This is a genomic window from Cryobacterium cheniae, from assembly GCF_004403395.1.
In the GTDB taxonomy this organism is placed as follows: Bacteria; Actinomycetota; Actinomycetes; order Actinomycetales; family Microbacteriaceae; genus Cryobacterium; species Cryobacterium cheniae.
Map to the genome: position 1 here is coordinate 1 of NZ_SOGN01000019.1, position 17,851 is coordinate 17,851.

The window sequence follows — 17,851 nt, forward strand, 5'->3', positions numbered from 1 at the left end:
GTCGACCGCGCCGGCGTCGACCGCGCCGGCGTCGACCGCGCCGGCCTCGACCACGTCCGCGCAGCACGTCTCGCCGTCCACCGCGTCGGCACCGCCCGCCTCCCCGGACGGATCCACGCGCGCCGTCGAGCCGGAGCCACCCTACGACGACGAGCCCCCGCCCTACGACGAGGAGTTTCCGCCGGACCTGCACGCGAACAGCGGCCCGTCCGGCCGAGTCCAGCCGTCCGCCGCTCGGGCGGCGCCGTCCGCAGGTCCCGGAACCCCGAACCGGCCCGGAACCGGGCCCGGAACCCCGCCACGCGCCCAGGCGCCGGCGCCGAACCAGGCGGTCGGCGCAGCATCCGTCGCCCGGCGCGGACCCGCGTTCGGAGAGAAGCAGCGCTACGGCGAATCGGTGGTGCGCGAGATTCTCGGCGCCACCTTCATCGAAGAACAGCCGCACGACCCGGCCCCCCGAACCAGAGGCGACTAACCCATGTACGAAGGCATCGTTCAGGAACTGATCGACGAGCTCGGCACGCTGCCCGGCATCGGGCCCAAGTCCGCGCAGCGGATCGCGTTCCACATCCTGCAGACGGAGCAGTTCGACGTCACCCGGCTCGCGAACGTGCTGCTCGAGGTGCGCGACAAGGTGAAGTTCTGCGACATCTGCGGCAACGTGTCCGAGCAGAAAACCTGCCTGATCTGCCGCGATCCGCGCCGCAATCCCGCGATGATCTGCGTGGTCGAAGAGGCCAAGGACGTCGTCGCGATCGAGCGCACCCGCGAATTCAAGGGCCTCTACCACGTGCTCGGCGGGGCGATCAGCCCCATCGACGGCGTCGGGCCGGACGACCTGCGCATCCGCCAGCTGATGCAACGCCTCGCCGACAACACGGTGCAGGAAGTCATCATCGCCACCGACCCGAACCTCGAGGGGGAGGCGACGGCGACCTACCTGTCGCGCCTGCTGACCACCCTCGAGATCAAGGTCACCCGGCTCGCCTCGGGGCTGCCGGTCGGCGGCGACCTTGAGTACGCCGACGAGGTCACCCTGGGGCGCGCCTTCGAGGGCCGCCGCATTGTCCGCAACTAGGGCTTCTCGCCGCCCCCGGCCCTCGCACCCGCTGCCGCAACTGTTGCCCCCCGGCGCCTGCCCGCCGCCCCAAGTGTTGCCCCCACGGCGCCTGCCCGCTCCCCTGCGCGCGCACTGCCGCAAGTGTTGCCGAAGCGGACAACTGTGCCCGGTGTGTGGGCAACACTTGTCCGTGCGGGCAACAGTTGCAGCCAGGAGCCGGCTTAGGGCTGCATCCACGAGTGAGGCCTACCCGCTGCCCTACGCGCGCACTGCCGCAAGTGTTGCCGAAGCGGACAACTGTGCCCGGTGTGTGGGCAACACTTGTCCGTGCGGGCAACAGTTGCGGCCAGGGGCGGCCGCCGCCCGCAGCGACGACAGACGGGCCGGGGGAGACCCGGCCCGTGGCATCCGTTGCACCGTTGATTCGCGGGCAACGCCAGCTGCGGAGAATTTCGAGACTCGCCGTGTGGCGGGGCGACGGATGCCGCGTGTCGCGAAATTCTCCGCAGTTACGGTGTTCTATTTCGCGCTGGCAGTCGCCCGCGGTTGCCCGCCGGCCACCTCTGGCTCCAGCGGCTTGTTCGCGTCGAGCACCGCGCGATAGGCAGGCAGGTGGGTGAACAGTTCATCGGTGAGCGGGTTGCGCCGTCTCTTCACGATTGTGTAGATCTGGTAGACGACAACGGCGATGTTGGCGGCGAGAGCCAGGGCGCTGACCGCGAACAGGGCGACCGGATCGTGCGACGACTGCACCGAGAAGGACGAGCTGGACACGAAGGTCGGGAAGGCCATGGTGAACATCATCCAGAACGCCAGGGTTTGCGCGCGATGTTGCAGCCAGGCGCCGCGCTTGATGAAGAAGGCCGGGATCGTGCACGAGACGAGCAGGGCGGCGCCGGCGTAGAACGAGTGGTCGCCGACCGCGTTGTAGACGTAGGCGAAGTTCCAGAGGTCGTAGGCGATGATCCAGAACCACAGCATGTCCGGCCAGATCATGTCCTTCTTCGGACCGCGGCTGATGATGATGCCGGCCCAGCCGCAGATCGTGACCAGGTTCAGCAGCCCGGCGACACCATTCATGATGTTCCACGGCCCGCCCACCATGAAGACCCCGTCGACCATCCCGTTCAGTCCGTACACCTCGAAGTCGCGAATCACGGCCTCGAAGATGTTGAGAGCCAGAATGAATGCGGGAAACATCAGCGCGTACCGGTTCTTGGACAGACGCGGGATGAAACGGATGGCCATGAAGCCCAGGCATCCGGCGAGAGCCGAGTAGACCTTGACCCAGTGGAACCAGGTTCCCGTGCTGGAACCGGCGCCGGCGGTGGTCGGCCAGACGAAGAGCGTGAGCGCGACCGGCAGCGCGATGAACAGCACCAGCGCCGCCCATTTGTTGGACCGGGCGACCTCGTTGGCGATCATCAGCCCCGCGACGACCGCGAACCACATCAGGGTGGACGACCAGGGGATGGTTTCGAATAGGAACATGTGCGACTACTCCTTTGGATTGGATGGAGACGGTGAGGCCGGCGCGGTGCGCTCGAGGTGGAGCGTCTGGCGCACAATCGCCACGAGCACCTCGTCCGTGACGGCGGGCTTCGATCGAACGAGGCCGATCAGACCGAACACCAGCACGTAGAACACCTCGGCGACGTTGTCGATCCGGATCTGGTGCCGCCGCGCGTAGGCCTCCACGGTGGTGACCTGCAGGCGGTCGACGACGGCCATGACCGCCCGGTCGACGAACTCGTTGTAGAGGCCCGCGTACTCGGTGCGGCCGAGCTCCTCCCGGAACAGGTCGGTGCGGTGCAGGTGATGGCGGAACAGCGCGACGCAGTCCACCAGGGCGCGGTCGATGTCGCCGGGGATCCGTGCGGCATCCCAGCGATCGAGGTCGGCCACGAACTCCGCGATGTGGTCCTCGCAGATGAGGTCGATGATCGCCTCTTTGTCCGGGAAGTAGTGATAGATCAAGCCGCGGGTGACCCCGACCCGGGCCGCGATGTCCGTGATCGACACGCGGGCGACGCCGCTCTCGGCAACGAGCTCCCGGGCGGCCCGGAGAATGTCGTCCCGGCGCTCGTCCGGCTGCTTGCTCTGGCGCACGGGCATCTTCGATGTGAACTCCTCGGGCATCGGAGCCTCCTCAACGGCTGTGTCGAAAACCTCTGGCGGGGCGAGAGCCGCCCTCTGTTCCAGATCATATGACCGCGATTGACACTGTGTCAATGACAACGCGTCAACGGATGTCCCGGACGTCTCGCGGCATCCGTCGCCTCTGCACCTCGCTCCCTCCTTTCGACCGTTCGCGCCGCCCTGCCCTGCCTGCCCGGCCTGTCCGCCCGGCCTGCGCGCCCGGCCCGCCCCGCCCCGCCTGCCCTGCGCGCTCCGCCCCGCTGCCTCAACTGTTGCCGGCGCGGACAACTGTGCCCGGTGTGCCGGCAACAGTTGTCCGCCCGGGCAACAGTTGCGGTCGAGTGTCAACTCCGGCCGCGGAACGTCACATGAACCGTCGCGAATGCAAGAGCATTTATGATGGAAGCTTGACTGTGCCTGCGTACCCGAACCCTTGGAGTGCCACGTGAGCTTGATCGTGCAGAAGTTCGGCGGATCATCCGTCGCCGATGCCGAAAGCATCAAACGTGTCGCCAAACGAATCGTCGACACCCGAAAAGCGGGCAACGAGGTCGTCGTCGCCGTCTCCGCGATGGGCGATTCCACCGACGAACTCCTCGACCTCGCGCACCAGGTCACCCCGATCCCCGCGCCCCGCGAGCTCGACATGCTCCTCACCGCGGGCGAGCGCATCTCGATGGCGCTGCTCGCCATGGCCATCAAGAGCATGGGCTACGACGCCCGCTCCTTCACCGGCAGCCAGGCCGGCATGATCACGGATGCCCAACACGGCGCCGCCCGCATCGTCGACGTGACTCCCGGGCGCATCCGCGGTGCCCTCGACGAGGGTGCCGTGGCCATCGTCGCCGGCTTCCAGGGCTTCAACCGGGACACCAAAGACATCACCACGCTCGGCCGCGGCGGCTCCGACACAACCGCCGTCGCACTGGCCGCCGCCCTCAACGCCGACATCTGCGAGATCTACACGGATGTCGACGGCGTCTTCACCGCCGACCCGCGCGTCGTTCCCCGCGCCCGCAAGCTCGACCGGATCTCCAGCGAGGAGATGCTCGAGCTCGCCGCCGCGGGTGCCAAGGTCCTCTACATTCGTGCGGTGGAATATGCGCGACGGCACGGTGTGACGCTGCATGTGCGGTCCTCGTTCAACAACAACGTGGGAACGATCGTCTACAACCCCGACACCACGAGCCCGCACGTCGCGATCCCGAATTCGTCGGCCACCGAGCGCACGCATCCCAATAACGCATCCGCGAATGGAGAGACAGTGGAAGAGCCAATCATCGCCGGGGTCGCCGCCGACCTGAGCGAAGCCAAGGTCACGGTCGTCGGCGTTCCCGACATCCCGGGCAAGGCCGCGCAGATCTTCAAGATCGTCGCGAAGACCAACGCGAACGTCGACATGATCGTGCAGAACGTCTCGGCCGCATCCACCGGGCTGACCGATATCTCCTTCACCCTGCCCAAATCCGAGGGGCAGCAGGTGTTGACCGCGCTGACCAATGAGCAGGCCACCGTCGGATTCGCCGGGCTGCAGTACGACGACCAGATCGGCAAGCTCGCGCTCGTCGGGGCCGGCATGCGCACCAACACGGGCGTCTCCGCCAAACTGTTCGAGGCGCTCTACGAGGCCGGGATCAACATTGAAATGATCTCCACCAGCGAGATCCGCATCTCGGTGGTCACCCGCGCCGACACCATCAACCAGGCGCTGCGGGTCGTGCACACCGCCTTCGGCCTGGACTCCGCCGACGACGCCATCGTGCACGGCGGCACCGGCCGCTAACCGGCATCCGTCCCCACCCCACCCCACCCCACCCCACCCCACCCCACCCCACCCCACCCCACCCCACCCCACCCCACCCGGGCCCAGTGCGAGCATCGTCGTGTGCATAACTCCTGCAATTTGCTCGGAAACCCCCTGTTTCGGCCCATTTCAGCCACAATCAGACGAATTTGCAGGAGTTATGCAAAAGAACGACCGACGACCGGCTACCGACGACCGACTGAGACCGACCACCAACCGATTGAGGAACACACAGTGACCAGCAGCACAGGAATCCAGATCGGCGTCGTCGGAGCCACCGGCCAGGTCGGAGCCGTCGTGCGCCGCCTGCTCGAGGAGCGGGACTTCCCGGTCGACGGCATCCGTTTCTTCGCGTCAGCCCGGTCCGCCGGCTCCGTCCTGATCTTCAAGGGCGAGAAGATCGTCGTCGAAGACGCATCCACCGCCGACCCCGCCGGGCTCGACGTGGCCATCTTCTCCGCCGGCGCCACACTCTCCAAGACTCAGGCTCCCCGGTTCGCCGCGGCCGGCGTCACCGTGATCGACAACTCCTCCGGCTGGCGGATGGACCCCGACGTGCCCCTGGTCGTCAGCGAGGTCAACCCCGAAGCCATCAAGCTCGCCGTCAAGGGCATCATCGCCAACCCGAACTGCACCACCATGGCGGCCATGCCCGTGCTCAAGGTGCTGCACGACGAGGCCGGCCTCGAGCGCCTGATCGTGAGCACCTACCAGGCCGTCTCCGGCAGCGGCCTCGCCGGCGCCCGCGAGCTCGCCAGCCAGGTGCGCGCCGCCGCCCTGAGCGACAACCTGCTGCAGTTGGTGCACGACGGGTCCGCCGTGCCGATGCCGGAGCCCATCGTCTACGCCCGCCCAATCGCGTTCGACGTGATCCCGCTGGCCGGCTCCATCGTCGATGACGGCGAATTCGAGACCGACGAGGAGAAGAAGCTCCGCAACGAGAGCCGCAAGATCCTCGAGCTGCCCGACCTGCTCGTCTCCGGCACCTGCGTGCGCGTGCCCGTCTTCACCGGCCACGCCCTCTCGATCAACGCCGAGTTCGCCAACCCGTTGACGGTCGCCCGCGCGCTCGAACTGCTCGCCACCGCGCCCGGCGTGGTCGTGACGGATGTCCCCACACCCCTCGAGGCGGCCGGCCAGGACCCGAGCTTCGTGGGCCGCGTGCGCCAGGACAGCGGTGTGCCGAACGGGCGCGGACTGGCCCTGTTCATCACCGGCGACAACCTGCGCAAGGGTGCGGCCCTCAACGCCGTACAGATCGCGGAGCTCGTCGCGGCGGACCTGCTCGTTCGCTGACCTGCGCGCGGTGGTGACCGACGGGCCGCTCACTCCGCTAGTGTCAGACTTCGTGGGCGGGATTCGGAACTCAAGGGGCGTCAAACGGCTGGCGTTCCTGACGTTTGCCGGAATCGCCTTCGCGCTGATTCTCGCCTCGATCGTGCTCCTCCTGAACGACCCCTCGAATAGCTGGCTGATTGCCGCGGTCGGTGTGGTCTGCGCGGCCGTGCTGGAACTCACCTGGGTGCGGGTGGGATCCGTGGCGCACCGCAGCCCGATGATCAGTCTCCCGGTGCTGGCGCTGCCGGCGCTGGCACCGAGCCTCACACTGCAGGCCTCGGCCGGCCTGATCGTGCTCGGCGTTCTGCTGGCCATCCTGATCGAGTCCGGGCGCACCGCCGTCGCCCTCTACAGCGCCGGCCTCCAGGGTGCCGGCGCCCTCGTCGCCATGGGCCTGTTCACCTGGGCCGGCGGGGGCGGGCTGCCGATCCTGGCCGCGGTGGCCGCGGCATCCGTGGGCTACGTCGTCTTCATCATCGCGATCGAGGTGCTGCGCCAGCGCTTCCTCGCCGCGCCCCTCGGGTACGGCGGCGGGCGGCCGCTGTCGCCGCTGCGGGTGCTCCTGGTTCTGGTCGGCACCGTCGTGGTCACGGTGACGGCCGCCTACTGGAACTACGTGGGACTGCCGTTCCTGGTCGAGGTCGACGCCACCCTCGACGCCGTCATCGTGCTGTTCGCGCTGATGATCGTCGCGGCCCTGGTCAAGGTCTCCACGATGATGACGGTGATGCGCAGCCGGTTGGCCGGCATGGTCGCCGCCGCAAGCGCCCTGGCCGCCGACCCCGCCGCCGAGCCGATCGACCCGGCCATCGTCAAGGGTGCCGCCGCCACGAGCGCCCGCGACAACACCTGCCCGGCCACCAGCACCGCCGCCGACGCCCCGGCCCCCGAGCCCGGCTCCCCGGCCGCCGTCACCGACCTGCTGCGCCGCGTGGTGGCGGATGCGATCGGCGTCGAGTCCGTCGTCGTGCGCGGCGAGCCCGCCCGGCCCGGCGAGATCAGCATGCTGTTGCCCCTGGCCGGCGTCACCGGGCCGGCCCAGTACATCGTGGCCCGGCGCGACGCCATGGACGGCGCCTTCACCGGCAACGACCGGCGCGCCCTCCAGGCCCTCGCCACGACCGCCGAGATGGTCGTTCGGGCCCGCCGCAACATCGCCGGCCTCACCCTGCGCGCCAACACCGACCCGCTGACGAGCCTGCCCAATTACGGCGCGTTCCAGGAGGCCCTGGCCAACATCAACGACCACCGGGACTACTCCGAGGCCCTGGCCGTGCTGTTCATCGACCTCGACGAGTTCAAGCGCCTGAACGACCGCTTCGGCCACCAGACCGGCGACGACGTGCTGCGCGAGCTCGGGCGGCGGCTCAGCGCCGTGGTGCGTCCGCACGACGTGGTCGCCCGGGTCGGCGGCGACGAATTCGTGGTCATCCTCACCCATCTGGCGTCGCTGGCCGAGGCGAAGTCCATCGCCGAGCGCATCCTGGTGGTCGCGGGGGAGCCGATGGTCATCGGCCAGGCGACGCACAGCCCGATCATCAGCGTGGGACTGGCCTACTCCGCGCACCGGGAAACCGACGTCAACCAGCTGGTCCAGGATGCCGACCGGTCGATGCTCGCGATCAAGAAGTCCCGGCGGCGCGGCGGCCCGTCCAAGGAGAGCAGCCTCAACATCTCGAGCCACCGCTCCTCCCAGATGAACGACATCATCGCCCACGCCATCGACGAGGACCTGCTCGAACTCGCCTTCCAGCCCATCGTCAGCCTCGTCACCGGGCAGATCTGGGCGTTCGAAGCCCTCGTGCGGTACACCCACCCGGACCTCGGCCCGCTGTCGCCGCCGTCGATCGTGGAGAAGGCGAAGGGCCTCGGCCGGCTCGACGCGATGACCCGCCAGGTGGCCGTGAAGGCCATGGCCGCGGCCGCCGATTTCCGGCTGGTCGAGCCGAGCGTGGTCTGCATGACCATCAACGTCGAGGCCGGGCAGATCCTGCCCGAGCGCATGGGCACCTACATCGAGGACCTCGCCGAACGCTACCCCGGCATCTCGCTCTGCCTCGAGCTCAACGAGCGGTCGATGACCAAGGTCACCCCCGCCATCCGTCGCCAGGCCGACCGCCTGCGCGACCTCGGCCTGATGATCGCCCTCGACGACTACGGCTCCCAGGATTCCTCGGTCGACGCCCTGGTGCGGATGCCCATGGACATCCTCAAAATCGACCGCAGCCTGGTCGACGACCTCGACGACATCCGCCAGCGCGAGGTGCTCACCGCCCTGCAGGGTTTCGGCGACAACCTCGAGTACTCGATGATCGTCGAGGGGGTGGAGAACGACGCGATGGCGGACCACCTGAGCGCGCTGGGCATCCGCAGCGCGCAGGGGTTCCACTACGGCGTGCCGGAGAGTTTCGAGCGCACCCTGTCGCGGCTGGAGCTGCACGGCGCCCGCGCGGTCGTCCCTCGCAGTGAGCCGGCCGCGGCGAGAGGATAATTCGGCAAGGCGGCCCTCCCACGAGGGCGGTCACGCCACATGTTCGGTGTGGCGTTTTTCTCTGCCGTTTTCTAGGAGTACCCATGTCCGCACGACCCTGGCTCATCACCTCAGCTCTCACGGTGGCCGCCGTCACCCTTGTCGGCTGCGCCCCGCCCACCCCGGAGCCAAGCGTGACCCCGGTGGCGGAACCCGCGCACTGGTCCTACGACGGCGCGAGCGGACCGGCGTCGTGGGCGGAGCTGGACCCCGGCTTCGCGGCCTGCGGCGTGGGCACCGCCCAGTCCCCGATCGACCTGCCCGCGACCGTGCCCGCACCGAGCACCGGCATCCAGCTGAGCGCCGGGGACGCGGACGGCGATGTGTTCGACACCGGGCACGCGGTCGAGTTCGAGGCCGACGGCGAGGGCGAGACCCTGACCTTCGCCGATGATGCGTACAGCCTGCAACAGATTCACGCCCACGTGCCGTCGGAGCACACCGTGAACGGCCGGCCGGCGGCGGGCGAGCTGCACCTGGTGCACGCGGACGCGGCCGGCAAGCTGCTGGTGCTGGGCATCCTCGTGACCGAGGGGCCGGCATCCGACGCCCTGGCGCCGTTCATCGACGAGGCCACGCATGCGGCCGACGAAGAGGACGTGACGATGGATGTCTCGGCGGTGTTGCCGCCGTCGCTGGAGCACTACGAGTACTCGGGCAGCCTGACCACGCCGCCGTGCACCGAAGATGTGCATTGGGTCGTGATGAGCACGCCGATCTCGATGTCGGTGGAGCAGATCGGCACGCTCGAAGACGCACACAGCCACAACGCGCGGCCGACGCAGCCGCTGGGGGGCCGGGTCGTGGTCGGCGGATCCGCGGAGCTCGGGGTCGAGGGCTAGCAGCCGGGTCGCACCGGAGCTGCCACGCAGGCACGGTGCCGGGGCCGGGCCGGGGCTGGCGGGCCCCGGTGCGGGCCGGTGCTGGCGGGCCCCGGCCCGGTGCCGGGGACCCGAACCGGTACCCTTGAATCCATGAGCACAGAGCCGGTCCCGTTCGAGGTGGAGTCCCTCGTTCTCGACCTCGAACCCGAGCGCCGGGCGGTGCTCTACCCGGTTCTCGACGCCGTGCGCGACGCCATGCCCGCGGGGTATCGGCTCGGCGTCTACGGCGGCATGCTCGGCTGGGCGGTTCCGCTGGAGCGGTTCCCGAACACCTATAACCAGCAGCCGCTCGTCTACGTCAGCCTGGCCGCGCAGAAGAACTACAACTCCCTGTATCTGATGGGCCTCTACAGCTCTCCCGAGAAGGATGCCGCGTTCCGCTCCCAGTGGGAGGCCACCGGGCGCGCGTTGAACATGGGCAAGAGCTGCGTGCGGTTCAAGACGCTGGCCGATCTCGACCTGGACCTGGTGATCCGCGAGGTCGCGAGCGTGCCGATGGACGAGTACATCGCCACCTACGAGCGGCTGAAGAACCGCGCCTGAGGCCGGTGCGGGGTCAACCGTGACCTGCCGCGGCGGCGTTCCGGCGGGAGGCATCCGTTACCACCGATACAGTGGAAGGGTGAATCCAATGGCGAATGTCGATGTCGTTCTTATTGGTGGCGGCATTATGAGCGCCACCCTCGGTACCTTGATCAAGCAGTTGCAGCCCGACTGGACCATCGAGGTTTACGAGCGGCTGGGGGAGGTCGCACAGGAGAGCTCCAACCCGTGGAACAACGCGGGAACCGGCCATGCGGCCCTGTGCGAGCTGAACTACATGCCCGAGGCGAAGGACGGCACCGTCACCGCGGCCAAGGCCGTGGCCATCAACGAGCAGTTCCAGATCAGCCGCCAGCTGTGGGCGCACCTGGTCGAGACGGGCGTGCTGCCGGCGCCGACGAAATTCATCAACTCCACCCCGCACATGACCTTCGTGCACGGCCAGAGCAGCGTCGAGTACCTGCGCAAGCGGTTCGCGGTACTCAAGGGCGAGCCCCTCTTCCAGGGCATGGAGTACAGCGAGGACCCGGCCGTGATCGGCACCTGGACCCCGCTGCTCACCCAGAAGCGCCCGAAGAACCAGAAGATCGCGGCGACCCGCATCGTGTCGGGAACCGACGTGGACTTCGGCGCCCTCACCCGCTACCTCCTCGACAACCTCAAGGCCGAGGGCGTGGGCGTGCACATGAACCAGCAGGTCACCGGGTTGAAACAGCTCACGGATGGCATGTGGAAGCTCAATCTGCGCCGCCTGGTCGGCAACCACCCCAGCATCGTCAAGGCCCGATTCGTCTTCGTCGGCGCGGGCGGCGGCGCCCTGGCGCTGCTGCAGCAGAGCGGCATCCCCGAGATCGAGGGTTTCGGCGGGTTCCCGATCAGCGGGCAGTTCCTGCGCACCACGAACCCGAAGCTCGTCGCGCAGCACCATGCCAAGGTCTACGGCAAGGCCGCCACGGGCGCGCCGCCCATGTCGGTGCCGCACCTCGACACCCGCGTGGTCGAGGGCGAGACCTCCCTGCTGTTCGGCCCGTACGCCGGCTTCACCCCCAAGTTCCTCAAGTCGAGCAGCTGGCTCGACCTGCCGTTCTCGATCCGGGCACACAACATCGGACCGATGCTCTCCGTCGCGGCGCACAACTTCGGCCTGATGAAATACCTGATCGGAGAGGTGTTCGCCTCCAAGAAGACGAAGCTGAAGGCGCTGCAGGAGTTCATTCCGACCGCGAAGATCGAGGACTGGGAACTCATCACCGCCGGGCAGCGCGTGCAGGTCATGAAGAAGGATCCGGAGCAGGGCGGCGTGCTGCAGTTCGGCACCGAGGTCATCACCTCGGCCGACGGCACCATCGCCGGACTGCTCGGCGCCTCCCCCGGAGCCTCGACCGCGGCCCCGATCATGGTCGACCTGATCCAGCGCTGCTTCCCCGAGCAGTACCCGGCCTGGGAGCCCAAGCTGCGCGAGATGATCCCGAGCCTCGGCACGAAGCTCTCCGACGACCCGGCCGCCGCCGCCGCGTCGTTGGCCGCCACCGCCGCCGTCCTGAACCTCACCGCGTAGGGCGCGGCCGGGGCGGGGCCGCCCGGGGTTCGCGCCCGGCTGCCCGCCCTTCGGAGTAAGCGTGCACTGCTGCGCCGAACGGATGCCGCGTGGCGGCATCCGTTCGCTTCACCCGTGCGTGCAGCGGATGCCCGCTCTGCCGGTCGGGCTATCCGCAGTACTCCGACGGGAGAATGGGTTCGCTGCTGACGCCGATGGCGTCCACCACTCCGTCGCGGATCGTGAAGACGATCCAGCGGCCGGTGTCGCTCGAGATGCCGTAATACGTTTGCAGATCGCCGTAGGTGCCCGTCTCGGATACCTCCGGATACGCCGCCTCCAGCTGCTGCAGCGTCGCGCCGATTCCGATGCCGGCTTCCGTCTTCGGCGAGCCTGCTTCGACGTCGGCGACCGGCGTGCCGAACGTCTCCGCGCCGAGGGTGATCAGCTCGATGGCGCCGTCTGCAGCCGGCCTGACCCAGATGCCGGGCACGCCGTCCATCGCGAACATCTTGACCGGGCAGACGTCGTTGGACGTGTCGGCGAACGCGGTCATGTCCGCAGTCTCCTCGGCGATCTGGCCGCCGAAGGTGAGGGGGCCGACCCCGTCGAACGTGATCAGCCAGGAGCTCGGGTTCGCGGGATCAACCGTGGGGGTGGGCGCGGCCGTCGGCGTCGGCGTCGGGGTCGGACTGGGCGTGGCCGAGGGCGTTTCGCTCGCCTGCGCTGAAGCCGGGGCCGACTCCGCCGGGGCCGCCTGGGCGCATCCGGCCAACATGAGAAGTGAAGCGGCCAGCGCCGTGGTCACGATCGTGGCCCGAAAGGCTCGTTGCATTTTTTCCCCCAGAAAAGTGTCCGACAGCGGCGGGCGCCAGTGCCCCGTGCCCCGTGCCCCGTGCCCCGTGCCCCGTGCCCCGTGCCCCATTATGCTCACCGCTTCGCGCCAAACTGCAGGTTATGCACGTCCCGCGCCGAGACGAGTCGGAAAGAGGTGCGCAGTGGTGGCTAATTCAGGAGATTGGGCCGAGTCGAGGCCGCAGCGGGGAGACTGCCGCCCTGGTCCGGGCCGGCGCCGCGCGCGGCGACAGGGTCTCCTGAGTTGGCCACATCCGGTGCCGGACACCTCGGCTGCGGGGCACTGCATACGCGCCAGGAGTTCCATCTTCCTGCCGCCGCGGGGCCGCTCACCCTGCCGGGAGGCCCGCCGGAGCCAGTCCCGACCCGTGCTGATGCATAACTCCTGCAAATTCTGCGAAAAGGGGTCGAAACAGGCTGAATTCGGCCTGTTTTGGCCAAATTGCAGGAGTTATGCACGTCCGGCGCCGGGACGAGTCGGGAATAGGTGGGAAGAGCCTGGAATATGGCGAACTCAGGAGATTGGGCCGAGTCGAGGCCTCAGCGGCCGAACGAATTCGACGGAGAACGTGCACAAAGATTGCGCACAGGGCCCCGGAGTCGCGTTATTGTGCACAATCTCCGTCGAATTCGTTCGAGGTGAAGCGGATTCCCCGGGGAGGCGCGGGAGCGCCCTCGCGGAATGAGAGAATCATCCGAAGAGAGAGGGTGGCTATGACGCTTGGACTTCCAGACCACCTGGTGAAGAGGACGCTCAGCTACGCCCTCGCCCGGGCCGCGCACTGGTTCGCGCTGACCTGCCTGGCCGCCTCCCTCGTCGCCGTGATCCTCCTGAGCTTGTCCACAACCGCAGCCACCGAAGCCGCCCAAGCAGCCACCGAAGCCGCCCAAGCCGCAACCACAGCAGCAGCCACAACCCCCACCCCCACCCAAACCGCGGCCACCATCGCCGCCCTCCTCCTGATGGCGACGGCCCTGATCGCCCTCTCGCTGCGCCGCACCGTCACCCTGACCCTCACCTACCTGGCCGTCGGCGCCGTCGCCACCTACCTCTACACGATCACCGTGCTCGGCCTGCCGGGCGTCTTCCCGAGTTCGAACGTCTTCCTCGTCACGCTGCCGAAGCTGGCCCTGGTGATGGTTGGCGGCGCCGGGGCATCCGCCCGGGCCGGCGTGCTCTGGAGCACCACCGGTTTCGTCCTGGCCGAAATCGTCACGGTGTCCGCGGCCGCCCGGGCCGACGTGCCCTACGGCGCGGACGTCTTCACCGTCTCCACCTACCTCTTCCTGGTCAGCGTGCTGCTGCTCACCGCCTTCGTGCGCCGCGACCGCACCGTGCAGGTCGCCCTGCACCGGGCCATGCAGACCGACCAGACCCGCCTGCTGCGCCACGAACTCGACCAGCGCACCCTCGCCCTGGGCCAGGACACCACCCTCCAGCAGCTCGTCGCCCTCGCCCGCGCGCACCCCGGGCCGCTCAGCGCCAACCTGGCCGGCAGCATCCGCGACGCCCTGCAGACCCTGCGCGGCACCGACTGGCTCACCGACGCCGACGCGCTGAGCGTCGAGCCGTCGCGGGGCACGGATGCCTGGCTCACCAGCGAGGTCTACGCCGCCATCGAGCGCAGCCGCGATCGTGGCCTCGTGGTCGAAGTCACGGGAGATCGCGCCGCCCTCGGCCGCCTGGGCCCGGCCATCGACCGCGAGCTGGGCCTGGCCGTGCAGCAGTGCCTCGTGAACGTGATCCTGCACTCCGGCATCGTCGCCGCCGAGGTCGTGATCGAGTCCGAGCCGAACAGCATTTCCCTGATGGTGATGGATGCCGGCCGCGGCTTCACGGAATCGGAAACCGGCGCCGACCGCCTCGGCCTGCGCCAGGCCGTGCACCGCCGGATCGAACGCCTGGGTGGCTCGGTGAGCGTGCTCACCCGGCCGGGCGCCGGCACCTCGGTGCTGCTCAGCGTTCCCGTGGCACCGGAAGAAGCGGACGAACCCGTAGAACCCGGCGAGCACGCCGCGCCCACAGCTACCAGGCCCACAGCTACCGGGCCCACAAATTCCGGGCCCACAGATACCGGGCAGACAGCTACCGCGCCCACAGATTCCGCACCAACGGATACCGCACCAACGGATACCCCCGACCCCGAGCGGGTGGCCCAGTGACCGCCGCACACCCGACCCCGTCCGCAGACGACGCAATCCCGACCAACACCCCAAGCAACACGACCGCCCCAATCACCACCCCCAGCAGCACGACCACCCCCAACCACACCCCAAACCCCACCCCGAACCACACCCCCGTCCCCACCCCGCACACCAAGCCGCACGCCTTCACCCAGCAGCGCCTCGACCCGCTGGGCGCCCTCGCCGTCTGGCCGATCGTTCCCGGCGTCGCCGCGCTCGGGTTCGGCTACGCGGTGCTGACCACGGTGCTGCAGGCCGACGAGATCTGGCAGCCGTACCTGGCCGTGCTCACGCTCCTCGCCGCGGCGGGCGCGTCCGCCGTGCTCGTGCTCGCCGGCGGGCGGTCGCAGTCGCCGGTGCGGCAGACGTCCCTGCTGCTGATCATGGGCCTCGGCCTGGCCGCCCACCTGCTCGACCAGGCCTCCCGCTGGGGGAGCAACGCCCTGGTGCAAGACGACTTCGGCCCGATCATGCTCGGTCTCCTGCTCGTGGCCCTCGCCCCGTTCCGTCCCTGGCGCGAGCTCGCGGTGGCCGCGATCATCGCCGCCTTCGTCATCGCCCTGGTCGCGCTGCCGCAGGTGCCGTTCCGCAGCCTGACGGTGCCCCCGGGCATCTACCTGGTCGTCGCGGTCACCCCGGTGCTCGCCCTCGGGCTCGCCGCCGCCGCGTATTCCCGCCGCATGGTGCGCCTGCTGCTGGCCTGGCAGACGGATGCTCGCCGCGCCATCGCCCGCCGCACCGAAGAATCCCGCGGGCGCGTGGTGCGCGAGGTGCTCGAGCAGCAGCGCGCCGCCCTGCAGCCCGGCGTCTTCCCCCTCTTCGAGGACGTGCTCGCCCGCGGCGAGGTGACCAAGGCCGACATCGTCCGGGCGAACGAACTCGCCGCCGGGGTGCGCCGCGGCATCGTGGCGCACATCGACGAGACCTGGCTCGACGCCGTGATCGCCCGGGAGCGGGCCGGGCTCCTCGAGCGCGGCAAGGATCCGCTGCTGGTCGTGGCCGACCCGGAGCACCGGGCGGCCCACTTCGGCACGCAGCAGCGCGCGGCCACCGCCGCCCTGATCACCCTGCTCTGCCTGGCTCCCGGCTTCGACCCGCGCAGCCTCGTCGTGCAGGCCGACACCGAGCCCGAGTCCGACCCGGACACCCAGATCGACCCGCCGAGCGACCGCCAGCAGCGGCATTCCGGCACCGACACCTTCTCGATCCGGCTGGCGCTCGACCTCCCGCCGCGCCGGGTGCGCGCCCTGCTGCGCTCCTACATCGCGGTGCTGCGGATGGTGTTCCCGTGGGTGCGGGTGAGCATCCGTCGCCCGAGCCTCACGCTGGAGTTCGGCGACAAGCGCCCGGATCCCCCCAGTACGCTGGGCTAGGCGCACCCGGCGCCACGCAGCGCGGCGCCACGACGCGCAGCGCAGCAACAGAGCAGCGCAGCATGACGAGCGCGACCAGCCGAGGGGGCACCCACCGCATGGCCAAACTGTATTTCCGCTACGGAGCCATGAACAGCGGCAAGAGCACCTCGATGCTCCAGGCCGCCTACAACTACGAGGAGCGCGGCCACCAGGTGCTGCTGGCCAAGCCGTCGGTCGACACCAAGGGCGACCGCGGCATCCTCTCCAGGCTCGGCGTCACCCGGGCGGTCGACTACCTGCTCACCCCCGAGACGGATGCCTACGCCCTCTTCCAGCAGCACCGCGCCCGGGTGCTCGCCGAGACCGGCCTCGACGTGAGCTCCCTGCTGGTGGACGAGGCGCAGTTCCTCACCGAGCAGCAGGTGGACGACCTGCTGCGCATCGCGATCCTGAAGAACATCCCGGTGCTGGCCTACGGCATCCGCACCGATTTTCAGACGGTGGCCTTCCCGGGCAGCCGGCGCCTGCTCGAGGTGGCGCACAGCCTCGAGGAGCTCAAGACCATCTGCCGCTGCGGGCGCAAGGCCGTGTTCAACGGGCGCCAGGTCGACGGGGTCTTCGTCTTCAACGGCGACCAGGTGGCCATCGACGGCGCCGAGGTGACCTACGAGTCGCTCTGCGGATCGTGCTACCTCGAGGAGAGCGGCGGCGTTCTGAACAACCGCAGCCGGCCCGCACCCGCATGACCGGTGAGAAGGGGCGCTCAACGACTTCGGGATCGTGAGCGCCCCACCAACCCCCCGGTCGGTTTTCCCCACTGCCCAACGTATTGACCGCTTCCCGTTCTGACCAGCCGTTACTTCTTGTGGCACCAGAACAGGGGCCAGTTTTCCGAAGTCGTTGAACCCTGCCCGAGACCCCGGCAGGCACCCGAACCCCGAATCCAAGGATCACCGATGACCCGCTTTCGAGTAGCCCTGATCGATGACCACGAGATCGTTGCCCGCGGATTCGCCGGCCTCTTCGCGACGATCCCCGAGATCGAGGTGGTGGCCACGGTCGCGACCGTGACCGAACTGCTCGAGTCCGCGGAGCAGCAGACGCCCGTCGACCTCGTCATCCTGGACCTGCGGCTCTCCGACGGGTCCACCGTCACAGCCAACGTCGACCGGCTGCGCGGCGCGGGAGCGGCTGTGCTCGCGTTCACCGGCGGCGACGACGCCGCCCTGATGCGGGCCGCCGCGCGCAGCGGCGTGCTGGGGGTGGTGCGCAAGTCCGAGCCCACCGCGGTGCTGCTCGACACCGTCACCCGCGCGGCGGCGGGGGAGACCATCGTCTCCACCGAGTGGGCCGCGGCCCTCGACGGCGACCCGGACCTCTCCGACGCCGGCCTGAGCGTGCGGGAGTGCGAGGCGCTCTCCCTCTACGCGGCGGGCGCGAAGGCACCGCTGGTGGCCTCCCGGATGGGGCTCTCCGAGGCCACGGTGATCGACTACATCCGTCGCGTGCGCTCGAAATACGAGCGCGTCGGCCGCCCGGCGAACACCAAGATCGACCTCTACAAGCGTGCGCTGGAAGACGGCCTCCTGCCCATCCCCGGCCAGCCGTGACCCGGCCGAGCA

The 17,851-nt window shown here is 69.1% G+C and carries 14 protein-coding genes and 1 pseudogene; 12 read left to right on the forward strand and 3 right to left on the reverse strand.

Going from position 1 to position 17,851, the window contains the following annotated elements; translation table 11 throughout:
- A pseudogene (locus E3T23_RS03320) lies at positions 1–475 on the forward strand (DNA polymerase III subunit gamma and tau); the annotation flags it as partial.
- 3 nt (positions 476–478) lie between these two features.
- Entirely contained in the window at positions 479–1,078 is a 600-nt protein-coding gene (gene recR, locus E3T23_RS03325; protein WP_134368995.1) for a recombination mediator RecR, read from the forward strand.
- A 501-nt stretch (positions 1,079–1,579) separates the two neighbouring features.
- On the opposite strand, the gene E3T23_RS03330 is transcribed toward recR, so the two are convergent.
- Positions 1,580–2,551: a DUF5692 family protein gene (locus E3T23_RS03330; RefSeq protein WP_134368996.1), complete on the reverse strand. Its 972-nt coding sequence runs from the start codon at positions 2,549–2,551 to the stop codon at positions 1,580–1,582.
- 6 nt (positions 2,552–2,557) lie between these two features.
- Positions 2,558–3,199 (reverse strand): TetR/AcrR family transcriptional regulator, encoded by a 642-nt coding sequence (locus E3T23_RS03335; RefSeq protein WP_134368997.1) that lies wholly within the window; start codon positions 3,197–3,199, stop codon positions 2,558–2,560.
- A 445-nt stretch (positions 3,200–3,644) separates the two neighbouring features.
- On the opposite strand from E3T23_RS03335, the gene E3T23_RS03340 reads away from it, so the two are divergent.
- From E3T23_RS03340 to E3T23_RS03365, 6 genes are all read left to right on the forward strand, one after another.
- Complete coding sequence (locus E3T23_RS03340; RefSeq protein ID WP_134368998.1) at positions 3,645–4,982, forward strand: aspartate kinase; 1,338 nt, start codon at positions 3,645–3,647, stop codon at positions 4,980–4,982.
- Positions 4,983–5,237: 255 nt separating this feature from the next.
- Complete coding sequence (locus E3T23_RS03345) at positions 5,238–6,299, forward strand: aspartate-semialdehyde dehydrogenase (RefSeq protein WP_134368999.1); 1,062 nt, start codon at positions 5,238–5,240, stop codon at positions 6,297–6,299.
- Between the two features lie 40 nt (positions 6,300–6,339).
- A complete protein-coding gene (locus E3T23_RS03350) occupies positions 6,340–8,832 on the forward strand; it encodes an EAL domain-containing protein (protein ID WP_134369000.1) in 2,493 nt (830 codons plus the stop codon).
- Between the two features lie 83 nt (positions 8,833–8,915).
- On the forward strand, positions 8,916–9,713 hold the full coding sequence (locus tag E3T23_RS03355) for a carbonic anhydrase (RefSeq protein ID WP_134369001.1): 798 nt from the start codon (positions 8,916–8,918) through the stop codon (positions 9,711–9,713).
- 132 nt (positions 9,714–9,845) lie between these two features.
- Positions 9,846–10,298 carry a DUF1801 domain-containing protein gene (locus tag E3T23_RS03360; RefSeq protein WP_134369002.1) on the forward strand — a complete coding sequence of 151 codons (453 nt, stop codon included), beginning with the start codon at positions 9,846–9,848 and terminating at the stop codon, positions 10,296–10,298.
- A gap of 88 nt (positions 10,299–10,386) precedes the next feature.
- The gene (locus E3T23_RS03365; RefSeq protein ID WP_134369003.1) at positions 10,387–11,856 is read left to right on the forward strand and encodes a malate:quinone oxidoreductase; all 1,470 of its coding nucleotides are present in this window, start codon (positions 10,387–10,389) and stop codon (positions 11,854–11,856) included.
- Positions 11,857–12,004: 148 nt separating this feature from the next.
- Here E3T23_RS03365 and E3T23_RS15860 read toward each other — a convergent pair whose 3' ends face one another.
- On the reverse strand, positions 12,005–12,670 hold the full coding sequence (locus E3T23_RS15860) for a hypothetical protein (RefSeq protein ID WP_166806182.1): 666 nt from the start codon (positions 12,668–12,670) through the stop codon (positions 12,005–12,007).
- Between the two features lie 734 nt (positions 12,671–13,404).
- Here E3T23_RS15860 and E3T23_RS03380 point away from each other — a divergent pair.
- The 4 genes from E3T23_RS03380 (at position 13,405) to E3T23_RS03395 (ending at position 17,839) form a co-directional block, all read left to right on the forward strand.
- Positions 13,405–14,853 carry a sensor histidine kinase gene (locus E3T23_RS03380; RefSeq protein ID WP_134369005.1) on the forward strand — a complete coding sequence of 483 codons (1,449 nt, stop codon included), beginning with the start codon at positions 13,405–13,407 and terminating at the stop codon, positions 14,851–14,853.
- Entirely contained in the window at positions 14,850–16,247 is a 1,398-nt protein-coding gene (locus E3T23_RS03385) for a hypothetical protein (RefSeq protein WP_134369006.1), read from the forward strand. The genes E3T23_RS03380 and E3T23_RS03385 overlap by 4 nt, the downstream gene beginning before the upstream one ends.
- 98 nt (positions 16,248–16,345) lie before the next feature.
- The gene (locus tag E3T23_RS03390) at positions 16,346–16,975 is read left to right on the forward strand and encodes a thymidine kinase (RefSeq protein ID WP_134369039.1); all 630 of its coding nucleotides are present in this window, start codon (positions 16,346–16,348) and stop codon (positions 16,973–16,975) included.
- Positions 16,976–17,185: 210 nt separating this feature from the next.
- Positions 17,186–17,839 (forward strand): response regulator transcription factor, encoded by a 654-nt coding sequence (locus E3T23_RS03395; RefSeq protein WP_134369007.1) that lies wholly within the window; start codon positions 17,186–17,188, stop codon positions 17,837–17,839.
- Positions 17,840–17,851 lie beyond the last annotated feature (12 nt).

Bases quoted from the DNA above. Each gene is read 5' to 3' on its own strand.
- recR (WP_134368995.1), top strand. From the start codon at position 479: ATGTACGAAGGCATCGTTCAGGAACTGATCGACGAGCTCGGCACGCTG.
- E3T23_RS03330 (WP_134368996.1), bottom strand. From the start codon at position 2,551: ATGTTCCTATTCGAAACCATCCCCTGGTCGTCCACCCTGATGTGGTTC.
- E3T23_RS03335 (WP_134368997.1), bottom strand. From the start codon at position 3,199: ATGCCCGAGGAGTTCACATCGAAGATGCCCGTGCGCCAGAGCAAGCAG.
- E3T23_RS03355 (WP_134369001.1), top strand. From the start codon at position 8,916: ATGTCCGCACGACCCTGGCTCATCACCTCAGCTCTCACGGTGGCCGCC.
- E3T23_RS03360 (WP_134369002.1), top strand. From the start codon at position 9,846: ATGAGCACAGAGCCGGTCCCGTTCGAGGTGGAGTCCCTCGTTCTCGAC.
- E3T23_RS03365 (WP_134369003.1), top strand. From the start codon at position 10,387: ATGGCGAATGTCGATGTCGTTCTTATTGGTGGCGGCATTATGAGCGCC.
- E3T23_RS15860 (WP_166806182.1), bottom strand. From the start codon at position 12,670: ATGCAACGAGCCTTTCGGGCCACGATCGTGACCACGGCGCTGGCCGCT.
- E3T23_RS03380 (WP_134369005.1), top strand. From the start codon at position 13,405: ATGACGCTTGGACTTCCAGACCACCTGGTGAAGAGGACGCTCAGCTAC.
- E3T23_RS03390 (WP_134369039.1), top strand. From the start codon at position 16,346: ATGGCCAAACTGTATTTCCGCTACGGAGCCATGAACAGCGGCAAGAGC.
- E3T23_RS03395 (WP_134369007.1), top strand. From the start codon at position 17,186: ATGACCCGCTTTCGAGTAGCCCTGATCGATGACCACGAGATCGTTGCC.